A 16,938-nucleotide genomic window follows, 5' to 3' on the forward strand; every position below is an offset into this window, starting at 1 on the left:
TTCTCAGCTCAGCTCCGCTCTTATTTCAGGAAGTAGATGACGAAGAACAGCACGATCCAGACGACGTCGACGAAGTGCCAGTAGTAGGACACAACGATCGAGGAGGTCGCCTCCTTATGCGTGAAGTTCTTCACTGCGAACGCGCGCCCCATGGTGAGCAGGAATGCGATGAGTCCGCCGGTGACGTGGAGGGCATGGAAGCCCGTGGTCAGGTAGAACGCCGAGGCATAGGCGTCTGCCTGGATCGGCATGCCCTCGGCGACGAGCTGGGCGTACTCCCAGACCTGACCGGATACGAAGATGGCGCCGAGCGCGAAGGTCAGCCAGAACCACTCGACCATTCCCCAGCCGAACAGGCGGCGGCGGCCGGCGAGGTTGAGCTGGCCCTTGGCGAGGCGGTACGGCTGCAGGTCCTCAGCGGCGAAGACGCCCATCTGGCACGTCACGGAGGAGAGCACGAGGATCGCTGTGTTCACACCGGCGAAGGTGACGTTCAGCAGCTCCGTGCGGTCTGCCCAGAGCTCGGGAGACGTGCTGCGAAGGGTGAAGTAGATCGCGAACAGTCCCGCGAAGAACATCACCTCGCTGCCGAGCCACACGATGGTGCCGACAGCTACCGGATTGGGCCGCTTGATCGTTCTTGCCGCCGGGGCATGAGTCGCTGAGGTGGTCACGTCTCCATTATGGCCGATCTGCGAGCGTGATTCTTGCATCCATGGCACCCGATTCGCTGTTCCTTGACTTAGGGAACCCTAAGAAGACACTGCGAATCCTCGGTGAATCCAAGGGAAATCAAGGTTGTACGCCTGCACTGCTGTGCGCAGGTAATTTGTTCGCGCCGATAGGATCGCAGACATGCCTGATTCCCTGACATGGCCCGATGTGCTCACGACTCTCCTGGAGCGACGCGATCTCAGCGTCTGGGAGTCGACGTGGGCGATGCGCCAGGTGATGCAGGGCAAGGTCTCCGATGCCAAGCTTGCGGGTTTCCTGATCGCGTTGCGCGCCAAGGGCGAGACGATCGATGAGATCGTCGGGTTCCGTGATGCCATCCTCGAGGCGGCCGTCCCGTTGCCCGTCTCTTCCAATGTGCTCGACATCGTCGGCACCGGCGGAGATCGCGTCGGGACTGTGAACGTCTCGACCACGGCGGCGATCATCATCGGCGCGACCGGCATCCCCGTCGTCAAGCACGGCAACCGCGCCGCCAGTTCGGCTTCCGGTTCGTCCGACGTTCTGGGTGCGCTCGGCCTCGAGCTCTCGCTTGCTCCGGACAAGGTCGCTGCCGTGCTGGATCGCACGGGCATCACCTTCGCGTGGGCGGCAGCATTTCATCCCGGTTTCAAGCACGCGGGCGGGGCACGTGGGGAACTCGGCGTTCCGACCGTGTTCAACATGCTCGGCCCCCTCTGCAACCCGGCGCGCGCCGAGGCGAATGCCGTCGGTGTGGCGCAGCTCGAACGCGTTCCGCTCATCACCGGCGTGTTCCGGACTCGCGGTGCGACGGCCCTCGTGTTCCGCGGAGACGACGGCCTCGACGAGCTGACGACCACCGGCCACAGCCGCATCTGGGAGGTCACCCTCGGAGACATCCACGAGCACGATCTCGACCCTCGCGATCTCGGCATCCCCACCGCCGATCTCGCGGACCTCATCGGCGGATCTCCCGAGCACAATGCAGGAGTGCTGCGCGACACGCTCGCGGGCACCAAGGGGCCGGTGCGTGACATCGTCCTGCTCAACGCGGCGGCCGGGATCGTCGCATTCGAACTCTCCCAGGACTCGACGCAGGTGCAGCGTCCGATCCTCGACCGCCTTCGCGACGGCTATGCACGCGCGGAAGCGGCTGTAGACGACGGCAGCGCTGCAGCGAAGCTGGAGGCATGGGTGGGCGCGACGCGCGAGCTCGCCTCTGCCTGAACGATCATGGATCCCGTCGTCGCACTGCTGGAGATCGCCACTCTGCTCGAGCGGGAACGCGCATCACGGTACCGGGCGAAGGCGTTTCGTCAGGCCGCGGCCACGGTGCAGGGTCTGCCCGACGACGTGCTGAACGATCCGACCCGTCTTCGTGCCACCAAGGGCATCGGCGAGTCGACCTTCGCGGTCATACGTCAGGTCCAGGCAGGGAAGACACCGGACTACCTCGTGGAGCTGCGTGGTGAGGTCGAGCCTGAACGCGCATCGGTGCTTCGCGGAAAGCTGCGAGGCGATCTCCATGCGCACACGGACTGGTCCGACGGGACGACCTCGATCGGAACGATGGCCGCGGCGGCACGCGCTCTCGGGCATGAGTACCTTGCGATCACCGACCATTCTCCCCGCCTCCGGGTCGCCCGGGGGCTGTCCGCAGAACGGCTGCGTGAGCAGATGCCGCTCGTGCGCGGCGAATCGACAGACGGCTTCACGATGTTCGCCGGGATCGAGGTCGACATCCTCGAAGACGGCGCCCTCGACCAGGACGCCGAGTTGCTGAGTGCGCTCGACATCGTGGTGGCATCCGTACATTCCAGATTGCGCATGGAATCGAGGCCGATGACAGCCCGCATGATCGCCGCGGTGAGGAGTCCTCATGTCAACGTGCTCGGGCACTGCACCGGCCGGCTCGTGCAGGGCGAGCGCGGCACGCGAGCTCCCTCGCAATTCGACGCGCGTGCGGTGTTCGACGCATGCGCCGAGAACGGAGTCGCCGTCGAGATCAATGCGCGACCCGAGCGGCAGGACCCGCCGGATGAGCTGATCGCGATCGCGCTGGATGCCGGTTGTCTGTTCTCGCTCGATTCCGACGCCCATGCGCCGGGGCAGTTGTCACTGCTCGACTACGGGGCGGAGCGAGCCGAGAAGGCCGGAGTACCGGCCGAGCGGGTCGTGACCACATGGGGGCTTGAGCGTCTGAGGGCGTGGGCGGAGTGAGCCGCCGATCGATCCCGTGGCTTGTCGTCGCGGGCGTGCTCGTCGCGGCGCTCAGCCTGCGCGCGCCCATCATCGCCGTGACTCCGGTGCTGCCGGACATCGTGCGCGACCTGGGTATCGGCGCAGCATCCGCCGGCCTGCTGACGACGGCTCCCGTCATCATGTTCGCGGCGATCACGCCGGTTGCCGCGCTTCTGATCCGACGGGCCGGCGCCGAGCTCGCACTGCTCTTGTCGCTCAGCGGAGTGCTCTTCGGCACGTTCGTGCGCGCGTTGCCCGGCTACGGCTCGATGCTGGCCGGCATGTTCATCATCGGCGCCGCGATCACGATCGGGAACGTCGTCGTCCCGGTGATCATCCGGCGCGACCTTCCGCCCGAGCGCACCGCGGTCGCCACGGCAGCGTATTCGGCGACGCTGAACGTCGGATCGCTCGTGACCGCCCTGGGAACAGTGCCGCTCGCAGAACTCATGGGCTGGCCGCTCGCTCTGCTGGTCTGGAGCTCGGTGACCGTCGTGGGCCTCGCGTTGTGGATCGTCCACATCGTCCGCTCGAAGTCGTGGCGAAGTGCGGAACGCGCATCGGGCGAGGCGGGAAAGCGGGAGAGTGGCGACACCGGCGAGAACATCACGGGGCCGTTGCCCGTCATCGTCGACAACCGTGTCGCAGCGATCGTGCGCCGCCCGATCGTCTGGATGCTCTTCGCCGCGTTCGGTATGCAGTCGGCGATCTACTACGGCATGTCGACGTGGTTGCCGACGATGCTGATCGACACCACAGGCACGGATGCCGCGACCGCAGGCGCACTGGCATCGTTGTTCCAGGGCGTGGCGATCGTCGGGGCGTTGCTCGCCCCGGTGCTGTTGAAGTACCTCGGCGCCGTGCCGGCCGGCGTGCTGATGGGTGCGTGCTTCGGCACGATGGTCATCGGGATGCTGTTCGCCCCTGAGGTGGCGGCCGTGTGGGCCTCGTTCGGAGCGATCGCGCATTCGAGCGGCTTCGTCCTGATCTTCACGGCGATGGTCCGCGTGTCGCGCTCCGACGCCGAGGCGGCGACGATGTCGGCGCTCGTGCAGGGCGGCGGATACGTGCTCGCTGCGCTCGGCGCCCCGCTCCTGGGTGCGCTGAACGAGATCAGCGGAGGGTGGCAGGCGCCGATGCTCGCGGTGATCGCTGCGACGGTTGTCTATTCGACGGCACTCGTGTCGGCGATGTTCGTCGCGCTGCGCCGCGGCTGAATCACTGAGAGTTTCATAGCGTTCAGCGCCCGAGGGCAGCGATCGCGCGGTCCATCGACGAGCCGAGATTCCACTTCTGCGCGAGCGCGATGGCGGCGTCCGCTTCGGACGGATCGAGCGCACGCACCGGATCTGTGGGCGGCGCGATATCGAGTGAGCGCGCAACCTCGACCACTGTGGGCGCCACGTCGAGATAGAGGGTTGCCGCGAGGATCTTCGCCCGCAGACCCGCGCTCATGCCTTCGCCGGCCTCGGCGGCCGCGCGGATGCCGGCGAGGTCGCCGTGCGTCTGCAGGAGGGTCGCCGCGGTCTTCTCTCCGACGCCGGGAACCCCCGGGAGTCCGTCTGAGGCGTCGCCGCGCATGGTCGCGAAGTCGGCGTACTGCGAGGGGAGCACGCTGTACTTGGCCACGACGCTCTGCTCGGTGAGGTTGTCGAGGTTGCTCATTCCTCGGGCCGTGTAGATGACACGGATGCTGCGCTCGTCGTCGATGAGCTGGAACAGGTCACGGTCACCCGTGACGATGTCGACCGGCATCGTCGCGAGCGTGGCGAGGGTGCCGATCACATCGTCGGCCTCGTGCGCTGTGACGCCGATGATCGGGATGCCGAGTACCGTCAGCGACTCGCGGATCAGCGGGATCTGAGCCTCGAGCGGATCAGGCACCTCTTCGACGTCGGGGCCAGCGGGCACGATCTCGACGACACGATGCGCTTTGTAGCTGGGGATGAGGTCGACGCGCCACTGCGGACGCCAGTCGTCATCCCAGCAGGCGACGATGTGGGTCGGCTCGTACAGGGAGACGAGTTTGGCGATCATGTCGAGGAGCCCGCGCGCTGCGTTGATGGGGGACCCGTCGGGAGCCTTCACCTTGTCGGGCACGCCGTAGAACGCCCGGAAGTAGAGGGACGCGGTGTCCAGCAGCATCAGCCTGTCGCTCATGGGATCAGCATGGCACAGGGCGCCGACGACGTCGGGGTCAGCAGCCGGGGGAGTCCGGTGCCTGTTGGCAGGTGTGCGCGACCAGTGCGGTGTGCGCCTCGAAGATGCGGATCTCCTGCAGTGGCCCTGCAGCGGTGACCTCTCCGGCGATCGGGAACCATCCGACGCCGAAGTCGACCTCTGCTCTGTAGCGCACGTCGACCTGTGCGGAGTACATTCCGCGCTCTTTGTAGGTGTGGCTCGTCGGAGTCGGGGTGAACTGCGCTTGGCCGAGGTCGGCCCATGACCGACCGCCCGTGCTGGTGGTGGCGGTCGTGCCGTCGCCGAAGCGGAAGTCGTAGCCGGACGGCGTGAAGCGTACGGTGACCGGGAAGCCGAAGAGCGAGTCGTTCACGGTGTGGACGGATGCCGTCGCCACGAAGTTCGTCGGCAGGCCGACGACGCCCACGTTGTCAGGCTCTCCGGTGATGACGGGACCGGCCGGAGCGAATCGGGCGACGTCATTGATCGTGATGGCCGGGATCGTCGGCTCTGTGGTGGTCTCCGGCGTCTCATCCTCGGTTTCCTCAGTCGCCCGGAAGCAGCGGATGTACGAATCCCAGTTGTTCAGGCACTGAGCGAAGTCGAACTCCGGCGGTGGCGTCCAGTCTGCCGGTGGGGTCCAGCCCCCGTCGGTTCCCGGATCCGAGTCGCCGATCGGCGAGGTGCCGGGGTCGCCGGGAGTGTCCTGGGTGCCGTCGATGATGATCTCGGTGCCGGTATTGCCAGTAATGAGGTCGCCTAGGCCTGCGTCACCATCATCGTCATCGACCGCCGTCAGACCCGGGAACAGGGCAAATGCGATGAGGGAGGAAACGATCACGCCTCGCATGTCGGATCCTCGATGGGTTTAGCGGAGTCGAGTAGTAGTTGGTCGTCGAATTGTGAGATAAAGGTCAGCTCTAACGCGTAGGTGTCGGGTCTGGTCGGGTTCACTTGTGACACGCCGGCGCTGTTGACCACCGCTACGTCACTGACATCTAGGCAGGTAATAGCGACGACTTCGTCGCGTTCCGGGCTCGCGCTGATGCCTTTGAAGTCGATGACTTGTGTCTTACCCGAGACCACATAACCTTCAGCGTGCATCTTCGAGAACGACTCGCGGTCGGCCTCATTGACCCCGCCCGTCGTGAGCGCGTAAAGAGGTTCGAAGGTGTCAGGGTCGCTCGTGTCAACTTGACTCAGCGCGTCGTTGTAAGCCCGATAGACCTCCTCCGCCGCGGCGAACGCTTCCTCTTCCGATGCGAAAGCGGCGGTCGGTGTCGGCGTAGGCTCAGGAGTCGGCGTGCAGGCGCTCAACGTCGACGCTGCGAGTGCGAGCAGTGCCAGCATCCGGAACCGGCTCGTCTTCGATCGGGGGAGAGTCACCCGTTCACGGTAACGCGAAGCGCCAGCACTCGCCGGAGTTATCCACAGCAGCGTTCGCGACGATTCTCTGATAATCTGAAGTGTCACTCGTGGCGTGCACTCGCACGCCCGGGCGATTGAAAATCCAAATCCATTCGCTTTCAGGCGATCACTCATGCGTGCATGAGCGTCTGTGGCCCGAGTACCCACCCACAAGGACAACCCACTACATGACTACCGCAACGACCGCCCCGGCCACCAAGCAGGTCGCCATCAACGACATCGGATCTGCTGAGGACTTCCTGGCCGCGGTCGAGAAGACTCTGAAGTTCTTCAACGACGGCGACATCATCGAAGGAACGATCGTCAAGATCGACCGCGATGAGGTCCTGCTCGACGTCGGATACAAGACCGAGGGTGTCATCCCCTCCCGCGAACTCTCCATCAAGCACGATGTCGACCCCAACGAGGTCGTCAAGGTCGGCGATGAGGTCGAGGCTCTTGTTCTCCAGAAGGAGGACAAGGAAGGCCGTCTGATCCTGTCCAAGAAGCGCGCGCAGTACGAGCGTGCGTGGGGCGACGTCGAGAAGATCAAGGAAGACGACGGCGTCGTCACCGGTACGGTCATCGAGGTCGTCAAGGGTGGACTCATCGTCGACATCGGCCTGCGTGGCTTCCTGCCGGCATCGCTCATCGAGCTGCGCCGTGTCCGCGACCTGACCCCGTACCTGGGCCAGGAGATCGAGGCGAAGATCCTCGAGCTGGACAAGAACCGCAACAACGTCGTGCTGAGCCGCCGCGCGCTGCTCGAGCAGACGCAGTCCGAGTCGCGCTCGAACTTCCTCAACAACCTGCACAAGGGCCAGGTCCGCAAGGGCCAGGTCTCGTCGATCGTCAACTTCGGTGCGTTCGTCGACCTGGGTGGCGTTGACGGCCTCGTGCACGTCTCCGAACTGTCCTGGAAGCACATCGAGCACGCCTCCGAGGTCGTCGAGGTCGGACAGGAAGTCACTGTCGAGATCCTCGAGGTCGACCTGGAGCGCGAGCGCGTCTCCCTGTCGCTCAAGGCGACGCAGGAAGACCCGTGGCAGGTCTTCGCCCGCACCCACGCGATCGGCCAGATCGCACCGGGCAAGGTCACCAAGCTCGTTCCGTTCGGTGCGTTCGTTCGCGTCGCAGACGGCATCGAGGGCCTCGTACACATCTCCGAGCTCTCCAGCAAGCACGTCGAGCTGGCTGAGCAGGTCGTGTCCGTCGGCGAAGAGGTCTTCGTCAAGGTCATCGACATCGACCTCGAGCGTCGTCGCATCTCGCTGTCGCTCAAGCAGGCCAACGAGTCGGTCGACCCCAACGGCACCGAGTTCGACCCGGCACTGTACGGCATGCTCGCCGAGTACGACGAGAACGGCGAGTACAAGTACCCGGAGGGCTTCGACCCCGAGACCGGTGCGTGGAAGGAAGGCTTCGACTCCGCACGCGAGGCCTGGGAGCAGGAGTACGCTGCAGCCCAGACCCGCTGGGAGGCTCACAAGGTCACGGTTGCCAAGGCAGCCGAGGCCGAGGCCGCTGCTGGCGACGACTTCGCCGCTGCACAGTCCTTCACGAGCGACTCCGGCGCCGGAACGCTTGCTGACGACGAGGCTCTCGCGGCCCTGCGCGAGAAGCTTTCGGGCGGCAACGCGTAAGCACGCGATTCACGGAACGGGTCGTCACCCCGCCTTCACAGGCAGCGGGTGGCGGCCCGTTTCGCGTATACCGCCGAATGCTGTTACGTGACGGAAGATTACGCTCGCTTTCGTAACATGGGTGCACCTCCGGGACGATAGGAGTATGACCTCCGCACTCCTTGCCCCGCGCAGCGCCAACGCGCCGGTCGCGCTGGGTGCGGCGAACGCCGTCCGTCTCGAGAACATCGAGCGCTCGTTCCCCATGCCGGACGGCCGTCGTGAAGTTCTGCGCGGTGTCGACGTCGAACTGGCGGCCGGCGAGATCGTCGCAGTGGTCGGTCCGTCCGGCTGCGGCAAGTCGACGCTTCTCCGCCTGGTCGGAGGGCTGGACACGCCGACGAGCGGAGGCATCAGCCTCGACGGCACCGGCGTCACCGACATCGACGAGCGCACTGCCATCGCGTTCCAGGAACCCCGGCTGCTCCCGTGGCGCACGCTCGCGCAGAACGTCGAGCTCGGCCTGCCTCGCGGCACTCGCCGCCGCGACGGGCGCGAGCGCGTGCGCGAACTGCTGCACCTGGTCGGTCTCGACCACGCCGCCGACCAGCATCCCCGTGAGGTGTCCGGGGGGATGGCGCAGCGCGCCTCTCTCGCCAGAGCCCTGGCGCGAAACCCCGGCGTGCTCCTGCTCGACGAGCCGTTCGGCGCCCTCGATGCGCTCACGAGGCTCCGGATGCAGGACCTTCTGCTCGACATCCAGGCAGCCGAGCCCACCACTGTCCTCCTCGTCACCCATGACGTCGAGGAGGCCCTCTACCTCGCCGACCGTGTGCTGCTGCTGCGCTCGCTCGTCGGCGAATCCGGCACGGGCGCGACATCCGTCGCGCGCACCATCACCGTGCCAGGCGTACGCCCGCGTGACCGCGCCGATCGCGGCCTCGCGGACCTTCGCGCCGACCTTCTCGAAGGACTCGGCGTCGACACCCACCACCGCATTTCCACCGAGGAGACCCGATGAGCACCATCACCCGCCGAATCGTCCCTGCGATCGCCATCGCCGGGACGATGATGCTCGTCGCCACTGGCTGCGTCGCCGGAGAGAATGCCGGAGCATCCGAGTCCGACGACGCCGCCGCAACCGGCGAGTGGTCCTCGGACACGCTCACGGTCGACTTCGCGACCTACAACCCGCTCAGCCTCGTCATCAAGGACCAGGGCATCCTCGAAGACATCGTCGGTGACGATGTCGACGTCGAATGGGTGCAGTCCGCCGGCTCGAACAAAGCCAACGAACTGCTGCGCTCGGGATCGGTCGATGTCGGATCGACGGCCGGATCAGCGGCGCTGCTCGCCCGCGCCAACGGCTCGCCCATCCAGGTCATCGACATCTACTCCCAGCCCGAGTGGTCGGCCATCGTCGTCGGCCCGGACAGCGGCATCACGTCGCTCGAAGACCTCGCCGGCACCTCGATCGCCGCCACCAAGGGCACCGACCCGTACTTCTTCCTGCTGCAGGCGCTCGAAGAGGGTGGACTGTCGCTCGACGACGTCGAGGTGCAGAACCTGCAGCACGCCGATGGGCGCGCGGCCCTCGACGGCGGCTCCGTGGACGCTTGGGCAGGGCTCGACCCGATCATGGCAGCAGCCGAGGTGGAATCGGGCGATCAGCTCATCTACCGCAACGTCGACTTCAACACCTACGGCTTCCTCAACGCCACCGAGGACTTCATCAACAACCACGCCGACCTCGCACAGGCCGTCGTCGATGCCTACGAGCAGGCACGCGTCTGGGCTCTTGAGAACCCGGAAGAGACAGCCGAGCTGCTCGCCGAGGTCGCGGGCATCGACATCGAGGTCGCGACGACCGTGATCGAAGAGCGCTCCAACCTCGACGTGAACGGCATCCCGGGCGACGCGCAGCTCGAGGTTCTCGAGAAGATCGCTCCCGTGCTCGTCGACTCCGGCGATGTGCAGGGCGGCCAGGAGTCGGTCGACAAGGCGCTCGAGACGATCATCAACGCCACCTTCGCCGAGAAGGCGGCCAAGGGCGAATGATCATCCCCGACCAGCGAGTCGTCGTCCCGGCAGATTCGCGGGATGCCCTCGATTTCGCCAAGGGGAAACGCCGACGAGCGGATGCCGGTACGCGAGGCCTCTGGGATCGCACCGGCGTCCGTGTCGCGGCAGGTCTGATCCTGCCCGTCATCATCCTCGTCGCGTGGCAGGTCGTCACCACGAGCGGTCTGGTGCCGCCGTACCGCCTGCCCACGCCGGCATCCGTGTTCACCGCGGGAGTCGAGCTGGCCGAGGCCGGCCAGCTGTGGACGCACATCGCGATCTCGGTGCAGCGCGTGCTGCTGGGCTTCGCGATCGGATCCGTGATCGGCCTCGCCTTCGCCGGCTTCGTCGGTCTGTCCCGCCTCGGTGATGTGCTTCTCAGCCCGACGCTCGCCGCACTCCGCGCCGTGCCGTCGCTCGCCTGGGTGCCGCTGCTCATCCTCTGGCTGCAGATCGGTGAGGAATCCAAGGTCACGCTGATCGCGATCGGTGCCTTCTTCCCCGTGTACACGACGGTCGCCTCGGCGCTGCGTCACGTCGACCCACAGCTGGTCGAAGCGGGGCGCTCATTCAGCCTGCGCGGCTGGTCACTGTTCCGCACCGTGCAGCTCCCGGCCGTCGTGCCCTCGGTCGTCTCTGGTCTGCGGCTCGCACTCGCTCAGGCATGGCTGTTCCTCGTCGCCGCCGAGCTCATCGCCTCGTCGATGGGGCTCGGGTTCCTGCTCACCGACTCGCAGAACAGCGGCCGTGTCGACCGCATCCTGCTGTCGATCGTGCTGCTCGCGCTGCTCGGAACGATCACGAACGGGATTCTCGCGCTTGTCGAGAAGTACCTGCTCAAGAAGTGGGCCTGAGAGTGACGGAAGTACGACTGCTGGAGACGCGCGAGTACGCACCTCCGGCCGCATTCACCGCGCAGGCGAACGTCACGGCAGAGATCTATGCCGAGGCGGATGCCGATCCCACCGCTTTCTGGGAGCAGGCGGCCCGGCGACTCGACTGGGTCGAGCCGTGGCACACCGCTCATGAATGGGAGCCGCCCACAGACGGGGCGATCCCCGCGGCACGCTGGTTCGTCGGCGGAAAGCTCAACGTCGCGTACAACTGCGTCGACCGTCACGTCGAAGCCGGGCGGGGCGACAAAGTCGCGCTGCATTTCGAGGGCGAGCCCGGCGACCGCACCACGGTGACGTACGCGGATCTGCAGCGGCGCGTCTCTCAGGCTGCCAACGCCCTGACTTCGCTCGGCATCGAGCCGGGTGATCGCGTGGTGATCTACCTTCCGGTGCTCGTCGAGACGATCGTCATCACGCTCGCCTGCGCCCGTATCGGCGCTGTGCACTCACTCGTGTTCGGCGGCTTCTCCGCCGAGGCCGTGCGGTTCCGGCTCCAGGACACCGGCGCGAAGCTGCTTGTCACGAGCGACGGTCAGTTCCGCAGAGGAGCAGCGACCGAGGTCAAGTCGACGGCGGATGCCGCGGCCGCCGACCTGCCCGAACTCGAGCATGTCCTCGTGCTGCGGCGTACGGGGCAGGACGTGCCATGGACCGCGGGCCGCGACCTCTGGTGGCACGACGTCGTGGACACCGCGTCGTCGACGCATGACGCGCAGCCGTTCGACGCCGAGCATCCGCTCTTCATCATCTACACCTCAGGCACCACGGGGAAGCCGAAGGGGCTGGTCCACACCTCCGGCGGCTACCTGACGCACACGAGCTGGGCGCACTGGGCTCACTTCGACGCCAAGCCGGACGACGTGCACTGGTGCACCGCCGACCTGGCATGGGTCACCGCGCACACCTACGAGATCTACGGACCGCTCTCGAACGGGCTGACGCAGGTCATCTACGAGGGCACGCCGGACACCCCGAATCGGGAGCGGCACCTCGAGATCATCGAGCGCTATGGGGTGACGGTCTACTACACCGCGCCCACGCTGATCCGCACGTTCATGACCTGGTTCGGCGCGGAACTCCCGACCGGGCATGATCTCTCCAGCCTGCGTCTGCTCGGCACGGTGGGTGAGGCGATCAACCCGGAGGCGTGGATCTGGTTCCGCCGCAATTTCGGCCGTGACGAGCTGCCCATCGTCGACACCTGGTGGCAGTCCGAGACGGGCGCCGCGATGATCGTGCCGCTGCCCGGCATCACGACGCTGAAGCCAGGATCCGCGACCGTGCCGCTGCCGGGCATCGACGCGACCGTGGTCGACGAGAACGGCGACGAGGTCGCACCAGGACGCTCCGGAACGCTCGTCGTGCGCCGCCCCTGGCCAGGCATGGCCAGGACTGTCTGGGGCAACCCGCAGCGTTACCGCGACTCGTACTGGGCGACCTTCGCCGGCCACGGCGACTTCGGCGGCTACTACGTCGCCGGCGACGGCGCGACGAAGGATGCCGACGGCCACATCTGGCTCCTCGGACGCCTCGACGACGTCGTGAACGTCTCCGGCCATCGGCTCTCCACGATCGAGATCGAATCCGCGCTCGTCGCGCACGAGAGCGTGGGGGAGGCCGGTACCGCCGGAGTGTCCGATCCGGTCACAGGACAGGCGGTGGTCGCCTTCGTGACGCCGTCCGGTGCGGCGGCGGTGACGGCATCCGCTCTTCGCGATCAGGTCGCGCAGGCGATCGGGCCGGTCGCCAAGCCGAAGCACATCATCGTCGTTCCCGATCTGCCCAAGACGCGATCGGGCAAGATCATGCGCCGCCTGCTCGCGCAGCTATGGGAGGCTGAACAGGATCGACGCGCCGACCGGGAGCCGAAGGCGCTCGGAGACACGACATCACTGCAGAACCCGTGGGCCGTCGACGGCATCGCCGACGTGCTGGCCGCGGCCTACTCGAGGACATCATGACGGAAGAGCACCGCTTCGGGTTCCGCACCCGAGCACTCCACGCGGGCGGCACGCCCGACGCATCCACCGGCGCACGCGCCGTGCCGATCTATCAGACGACCTCGTTCGTCTTCGACGACGCGACGGATGCCGGCAACCTCTTCGCGCTGCAGAAGTACGGCAACATCTACTCGCGCATCGGCAACCCCACAGTGGCTGCGCTCGAAGAACGGTTGGCGTCGCTGGAAGGCGGCATCGGGGCTGTGGCGACCGCATCCGGCATGAGCGCCGAGTTCATCACGTTCGCCGCTCTTGTCGGCGCCGGTGACCATGTCGTCGCCTCCGCGCAGCTCTACGGCGGAACGGTCACGCAGCTGGATGTGACGCTGCGCCGCTTCGGCGTCGAGACGACTTTCGTGCCGTCGAGCGACCCGGCCGACTACGCCGCGGCGATCCGACCGGAGACCAAGGTCGTCTACGTCGAGATGATCGGCAATCCCTCCGGTGAGATCGCCGACATCGAGGGACTCGCGGCGGTCGCGCACGGAGCGGGCGTACCGCTCGTCGTCGATGCCACGCTGGCCACGCCGTATCTCGCACGACCGCTCGAGCACGGTGCTGACATCGTGATCCACTCGGTGACGAAGTTCCTCGGCGGCCACGGCACCACTCTGGGTGGCATCGTGATCGAGAAGGGCACGTTCGACTGGGGGAATGGGAAGTTCCCGCAGATGACCGAGCCGGTGGAATCGTACGGTGGCATCAAATGGTGGGACAATTTCGGCGAGTACGGCTTTCTCACCAAACTCCGCTCGGAGCAGCTGCGTGACATCGGTCCGGCGCTGAGCCCGCAGTCGGCGTTCAATCTGCTGCAGGGCGTCGAGACGCTTCCGCAGCGCATCGACGCGCATCTGGCCAACGCACGGATCGTCGCGGAGTGGCTCTCCACTGATTCGCGGGTGTCGTACGTCACGTGGGCGGGCCTCGAGGGCCACCCGCACCGTGAGCGGGCCGCCAAGTACCTGCCACTCGGTCCAGGGTCTGTGTTCGCCTTCGGCGTCGCAGTTCCTGACGGACGTGCGGCGGGGGAGGACGGTCGCGCCGCGGGGGAGGCCGTGATCGAGAACCTGCAGCTCGCCTCTCATCTGGCGAACATCGGCGACGCGCGCACGCTCGTCATCCACCCGGCATCCACGACGCACCGCCAGCTGACGGAATCGCAGCTCGACGCCGCCGGTGTGCGTCCAGACCTGATCCGCATCTCGGTCGGCCTCGAAGACGCGGACGACATCATCTGGGACCTCGATCAGGCACTGACCGCAGCGACAGGAGAGACCCGATGAGCACTTCGATCCCCACGGACTCCTGCGCCCTCCCGACGCCGACGGATGCTGTCGCCTGCGCTCTGCCCGGCGCGGTCGACGCCGTCGCATCCGAGCGCGCCTGGGTGGGCCCGAATCAACAGGAGCGCTACGCGCTGCTGCGCCGGTCGAAGTCGATCGCCATCGTCGGGGCGTCCAACAACCCCGCGCGCGCCTCGTACTTCGTGACGACGTACCTGCTCTCCAGCTCGCCGTACGACGTGTATCTCGTCAACCCGCGTGAGAACGAGATCCTCGGTCAGCCCGTGTACGCATCGCTCACCGATCTGCCGGTCGTGCCGGACATCGTCGACGTTTTCCGCAAGCACGACGACCTTCCCGGCGTCGCGCAGGAGGCGATCGACGTGGGCGCGAACGCCCTGTGGTTGCAGCTCGGATCCTGGAACGAGGAGGCTGCTGCCCTCGCGGAATCCGCAGGGCTCGCCGTCGTCATGGACCGGTGCATCAAGATCGAGCACGCGCGTTTCCACGGCGGTCTGCACCTCGCGGGCTTCGACACCGGCGTGATCAGCTCCAAGAGGCAGCTGCTCGCGCGCTGAGTCGCGGGCGGCTCGAACCCTAGACTGGCGACATGCCTCTCATCGCGCTGACCGGGGGAATCGCCTCGGGAAAATCGACGATCGCCCGTCGGCTCGAAGCACACGGAGCTGTGGTCGTGGACGCGGATCAGATCGTGCGCGACGTGCAGGCTCCTGGCACGCCAGTGCTCGCCGAGATCGCCGCGGCGTTCGGTGATGACGTGATCGATGCATCCGGCGCGCTGGATCGTGCTGCACTCGGCTCGCGAGTGTTCTCCGACCCCGACGCGCTCGCGCGGCTGAACAGCATCGTGCACCCCGCCGTACGGCGGGAGTCGCAGCGCCGGTTCGAAGCGGCGTTCGCCGAGGATCCGGAAGCACTCGTCGTGTACGACGTACCGCTGCTCGTGGAGGCCCGCGTCGATGATCCCTGGGACGCCATCATCGTCGCGCATGCTCCCGCCGCCGTGCGTCTGCAACGGCTGATCGAGCTGCGCGGTATGCAGCCGCAGGAGGCGCAGAATCGTATCGATGCCCAGGTTCCGGACGAGAAGCGCCTCGCGATCGCCGATGTCGTGATCGACACCGCAGGTTCCCTGGCGCAGACCCAGCAGCAGGTGGACGCGCTGTGGCAGCGTCTGACGCAAGAGTGAGCCAGGACGACGTCTTCGCCGGTCACATTCCCCGGACCCGGTCGTATCGACGGCTGATCGCAGGACTCTTCTTCGCGGGCGTCGCGACATTCGCGCAGCTGTACTCTCTGCAGGCGGTTCTGCCGCAGGTCGCAGGTGACCTCGAGGTTGCGGCTTCGACGGCGGCGTTGACGGTCTCCGCAGCGACGCTCGGGATCGCGGTCGCTGTGATCCCGTGGTCTCTGGTCGCCGATCGGATCGGCCGGATCCCCGCGATGGCGATCGGCATCATCGCAGCCACCTCGTTCGGACTCGCGGCACCGCTCAGCACCGAGATCACCGTGCTGCTGGTGCTGCGCCTCGGCGAAGGTCTCGCGCTCGGAGCCGTACCCGCCGTCGCGCTCGCGTACCTCAGCGAGGAGGTGCATGCACGGCATGTCGCCGCAGCAGCGGGAAGCTACACCGCGGGGACGACCGTCGGCGGGCTCACGGGACGACTGGTCGCCGGCCCGCTCGGGGAGGCGTTCGACTGGCGCATCGGCGTATGGAGCGTCACCGTGCTGTGCACCGTCGCTGCTGTGCTCTTCCTCTGGCTCGTGCCGCGCGCGCGGAGATTCGTGCCAGGGCGGATGCGGACGGATGCGGGTCCGGGCAAGCTCGCGCGTCTCATCCGCGCGTTGCGTTCGCCGCGTCTGCTCGCGCTCTACGCGCAGGGCTTCCTGCTCATGGGCGCGTTCGTCGCGGTGTACAACTATCTCGGCTTCCACCTGATCGCGCCGCCGTTCATGCTGCCCGTCTGGTTGGTGACGCTGCTGTTCCTCGCATACCTGGCCGGTACGCTGTCGTCGCCATGGGCAGGGTCGCTCGCGGTGAGGTACGGGCGTCGCTGGGTACTGCTCGCGGCGATCGGGCTGTTCATCGCCGGGGCGGCTCTGATGTACGTGCCATCGCCGATCGTCATCCTCATCGGCCTCGTCGTGTTCACCGGCGGCTTCTTCGGCGCGCACGCGATCGCTTCGAGCTGGGCGCCTGTCCTCGCCGATCCGACGAGTCGCGCGCAGGCGCCGTCACTGTACTACTTCGCGTACTACGCCGGCTCCAGCCTGTTCGGATGGGCGCTGGGAATCGTGTTCGGTCAGGCCGGCTGGGGTTGGTTCCTCGGCGCCGTGATCTTCATGGGACTCGTCGCCGCAGTCATCGCGACGGTGGCGCTGCGACCGAACCGCTGGCCTGATCGTCCTTGACTGCTTCCCATCGGCGACGACGCCGGAAGGAAGCGGTCGGCGAGGCCCAGCAGGAAGAGCGGCATCAGGCGTTGAGCACGACGATGCCGCGAGGCTGGAGCCGATCAGGAACTCGATCACG

The 16,938-nt window shown here is 66.7% G+C and carries 16 protein-coding genes; 12 read left to right on the plus strand and 4 right to left on the minus strand.

Features of this window, described 5'->3' with window-relative positions; translation table 11 throughout:
- Positions 1-20: 20 nt before the first annotated feature.
- Positions 21-713 carry a heme-copper oxidase subunit III gene (locus J1M43_RS07020; protein ID WP_033107512.1) on the minus strand — a complete coding sequence of 231 codons (693 nt, stop codon included), beginning with the start codon at positions 711-713 and terminating at the stop codon, positions 21-23.
- Between the two features lie 142 nt (positions 714-855).
- Between J1M43_RS07020 and trpD the strand changes: the two genes are divergently transcribed.
- From trpD to J1M43_RS07035, 3 genes are read left to right on the plus strand one after another with little or no spacing between them, the layout of a single operon-like run.
- A complete protein-coding gene (gene trpD, locus J1M43_RS07025) occupies positions 856-1,920 on the plus strand; it encodes an anthranilate phosphoribosyltransferase (protein WP_033107513.1) in 1,065 nt (354 codons plus the stop codon).
- A gap of 6 nt (positions 1,921-1,926) precedes the next feature.
- On the plus strand, positions 1,927-2,913 hold the full coding sequence (locus tag J1M43_RS07030; protein ID WP_033107514.1) for a PHP domain-containing protein: 987 nt from the start codon (positions 1,927-1,929) through the stop codon (positions 2,911-2,913).
- Complete coding sequence (locus J1M43_RS07035) at positions 2,910-4,151, plus strand: CynX/NimT family MFS transporter (protein WP_206476373.1); 1,242 nt, start codon at positions 2,910-2,912, stop codon at positions 4,149-4,151. The genes J1M43_RS07030 and J1M43_RS07035 overlap by 4 nt, the downstream gene beginning before the upstream one ends.
- A gap of 22 nt (positions 4,152-4,173) precedes the next feature.
- Here J1M43_RS07035 and J1M43_RS07040 read toward each other — a convergent pair whose 3' ends face one another.
- Genes J1M43_RS07040 through J1M43_RS07050 form a run of 3 tightly spaced genes read right to left on the minus strand, consistent with a single transcriptional unit; the run spans position 4,174 to position 6,465 of the window.
- Positions 4,174-5,094 (minus strand): 5'-3' exonuclease, encoded by a 921-nt coding sequence (locus tag J1M43_RS07040; protein WP_206476374.1) that lies wholly within the window; start codon positions 5,092-5,094, stop codon positions 4,174-4,176.
- Positions 5,095-5,131: 37 nt separating this feature from the next.
- Positions 5,132-5,965, minus strand: coding sequence for a hypothetical protein (locus J1M43_RS07045; RefSeq protein WP_206476375.1), 834 nt, complete (start codon positions 5,963-5,965; stop codon positions 5,132-5,134).
- Positions 5,953-6,465 carry a hypothetical protein gene (locus tag J1M43_RS07050; RefSeq protein ID WP_206476376.1) on the minus strand — a complete coding sequence of 171 codons (513 nt, stop codon included), beginning with the start codon at positions 6,463-6,465 and terminating at the stop codon, positions 5,953-5,955. Before J1M43_RS07050 ends, J1M43_RS07045 begins: the two co-directional genes overlap by 13 nt.
- 245 nt (positions 6,466-6,710) lie before the next feature.
- Here J1M43_RS07050 and rpsA point away from each other — a divergent pair, with 245 nt between their 5' ends.
- The 9 genes from rpsA to J1M43_RS07095 all read left to right on the plus strand — a co-directional run bounded on the left by rpsA (position 6,711) and on the right by J1M43_RS07095 (position 16,817).
- Entirely contained in the window at positions 6,711-8,165 is a 1,455-nt protein-coding gene (gene rpsA, locus J1M43_RS07055; RefSeq protein WP_033107516.1) for a 30S ribosomal protein S1, read from the plus strand.
- Positions 8,166-8,310: 145 nt separating this feature from the next.
- A complete protein-coding gene (locus J1M43_RS07060) occupies positions 8,311-9,165 on the plus strand; it encodes an ABC transporter ATP-binding protein (protein WP_206476377.1) in 855 nt (284 codons plus the stop codon).
- On the plus strand, positions 9,162-10,202 hold the full coding sequence (locus J1M43_RS07065) for an aliphatic sulfonate ABC transporter substrate-binding protein (protein WP_188437414.1): 1,041 nt from the start codon (positions 9,162-9,164) through the stop codon (positions 10,200-10,202). The genes J1M43_RS07060 and J1M43_RS07065 overlap by 4 nt, the downstream gene beginning before the upstream one ends.
- Positions 10,199-11,059, plus strand: coding sequence for an ABC transporter permease (locus tag J1M43_RS07070; protein ID WP_033107519.1), 861 nt, complete (start codon positions 10,199-10,201; stop codon positions 11,057-11,059). Before J1M43_RS07065 ends, J1M43_RS07070 begins: the two co-directional genes overlap by 4 nt.
- A 2-nt stretch (positions 11,060-11,061) precedes the next feature.
- Complete coding sequence (gene acs, locus J1M43_RS07075) at positions 11,062-13,062, plus strand: acetate--CoA ligase (RefSeq protein WP_307823302.1); 2,001 nt, start codon at positions 11,062-11,064, stop codon at positions 13,060-13,062.
- Complete coding sequence (locus J1M43_RS07080) at positions 13,059-14,384, plus strand: O-acetylhomoserine aminocarboxypropyltransferase/cysteine synthase family protein (protein WP_033107520.1); 1,326 nt, start codon at positions 13,059-13,061, stop codon at positions 14,382-14,384. The genes acs and J1M43_RS07080 overlap by 4 nt, the downstream gene beginning before the upstream one ends.
- Positions 14,381-14,962 (plus strand): CoA-binding protein, encoded by a 582-nt coding sequence (locus J1M43_RS07085; RefSeq protein WP_206476379.1) that lies wholly within the window; start codon positions 14,381-14,383, stop codon positions 14,960-14,962. The genes J1M43_RS07080 and J1M43_RS07085 overlap by 4 nt, the downstream gene beginning before the upstream one ends.
- 32 nt (positions 14,963-14,994) lie before the next feature.
- On the plus strand, positions 14,995-15,594 hold the full coding sequence (gene coaE, locus J1M43_RS07090; protein WP_033107522.1) for a dephospho-CoA kinase: 600 nt from the start codon (positions 14,995-14,997) through the stop codon (positions 15,592-15,594).
- Entirely contained in the window at positions 15,570-16,817 is a 1,248-nt protein-coding gene (locus J1M43_RS07095) for an MFS transporter (protein ID WP_307823303.1), read from the plus strand. Before coaE ends, J1M43_RS07095 begins: the two co-directional genes overlap by 25 nt.
- The last annotated feature ends 121 nt before the right edge of the window (positions 16,818-16,938 follow it).

Source organism: Microbacterium sp. KRD172, assembly GCF_017168295.1.
Classification (GTDB): domain Bacteria; phylum Actinomycetota; class Actinomycetes; order Actinomycetales; family Microbacteriaceae; genus Microbacterium; species Microbacterium profundi.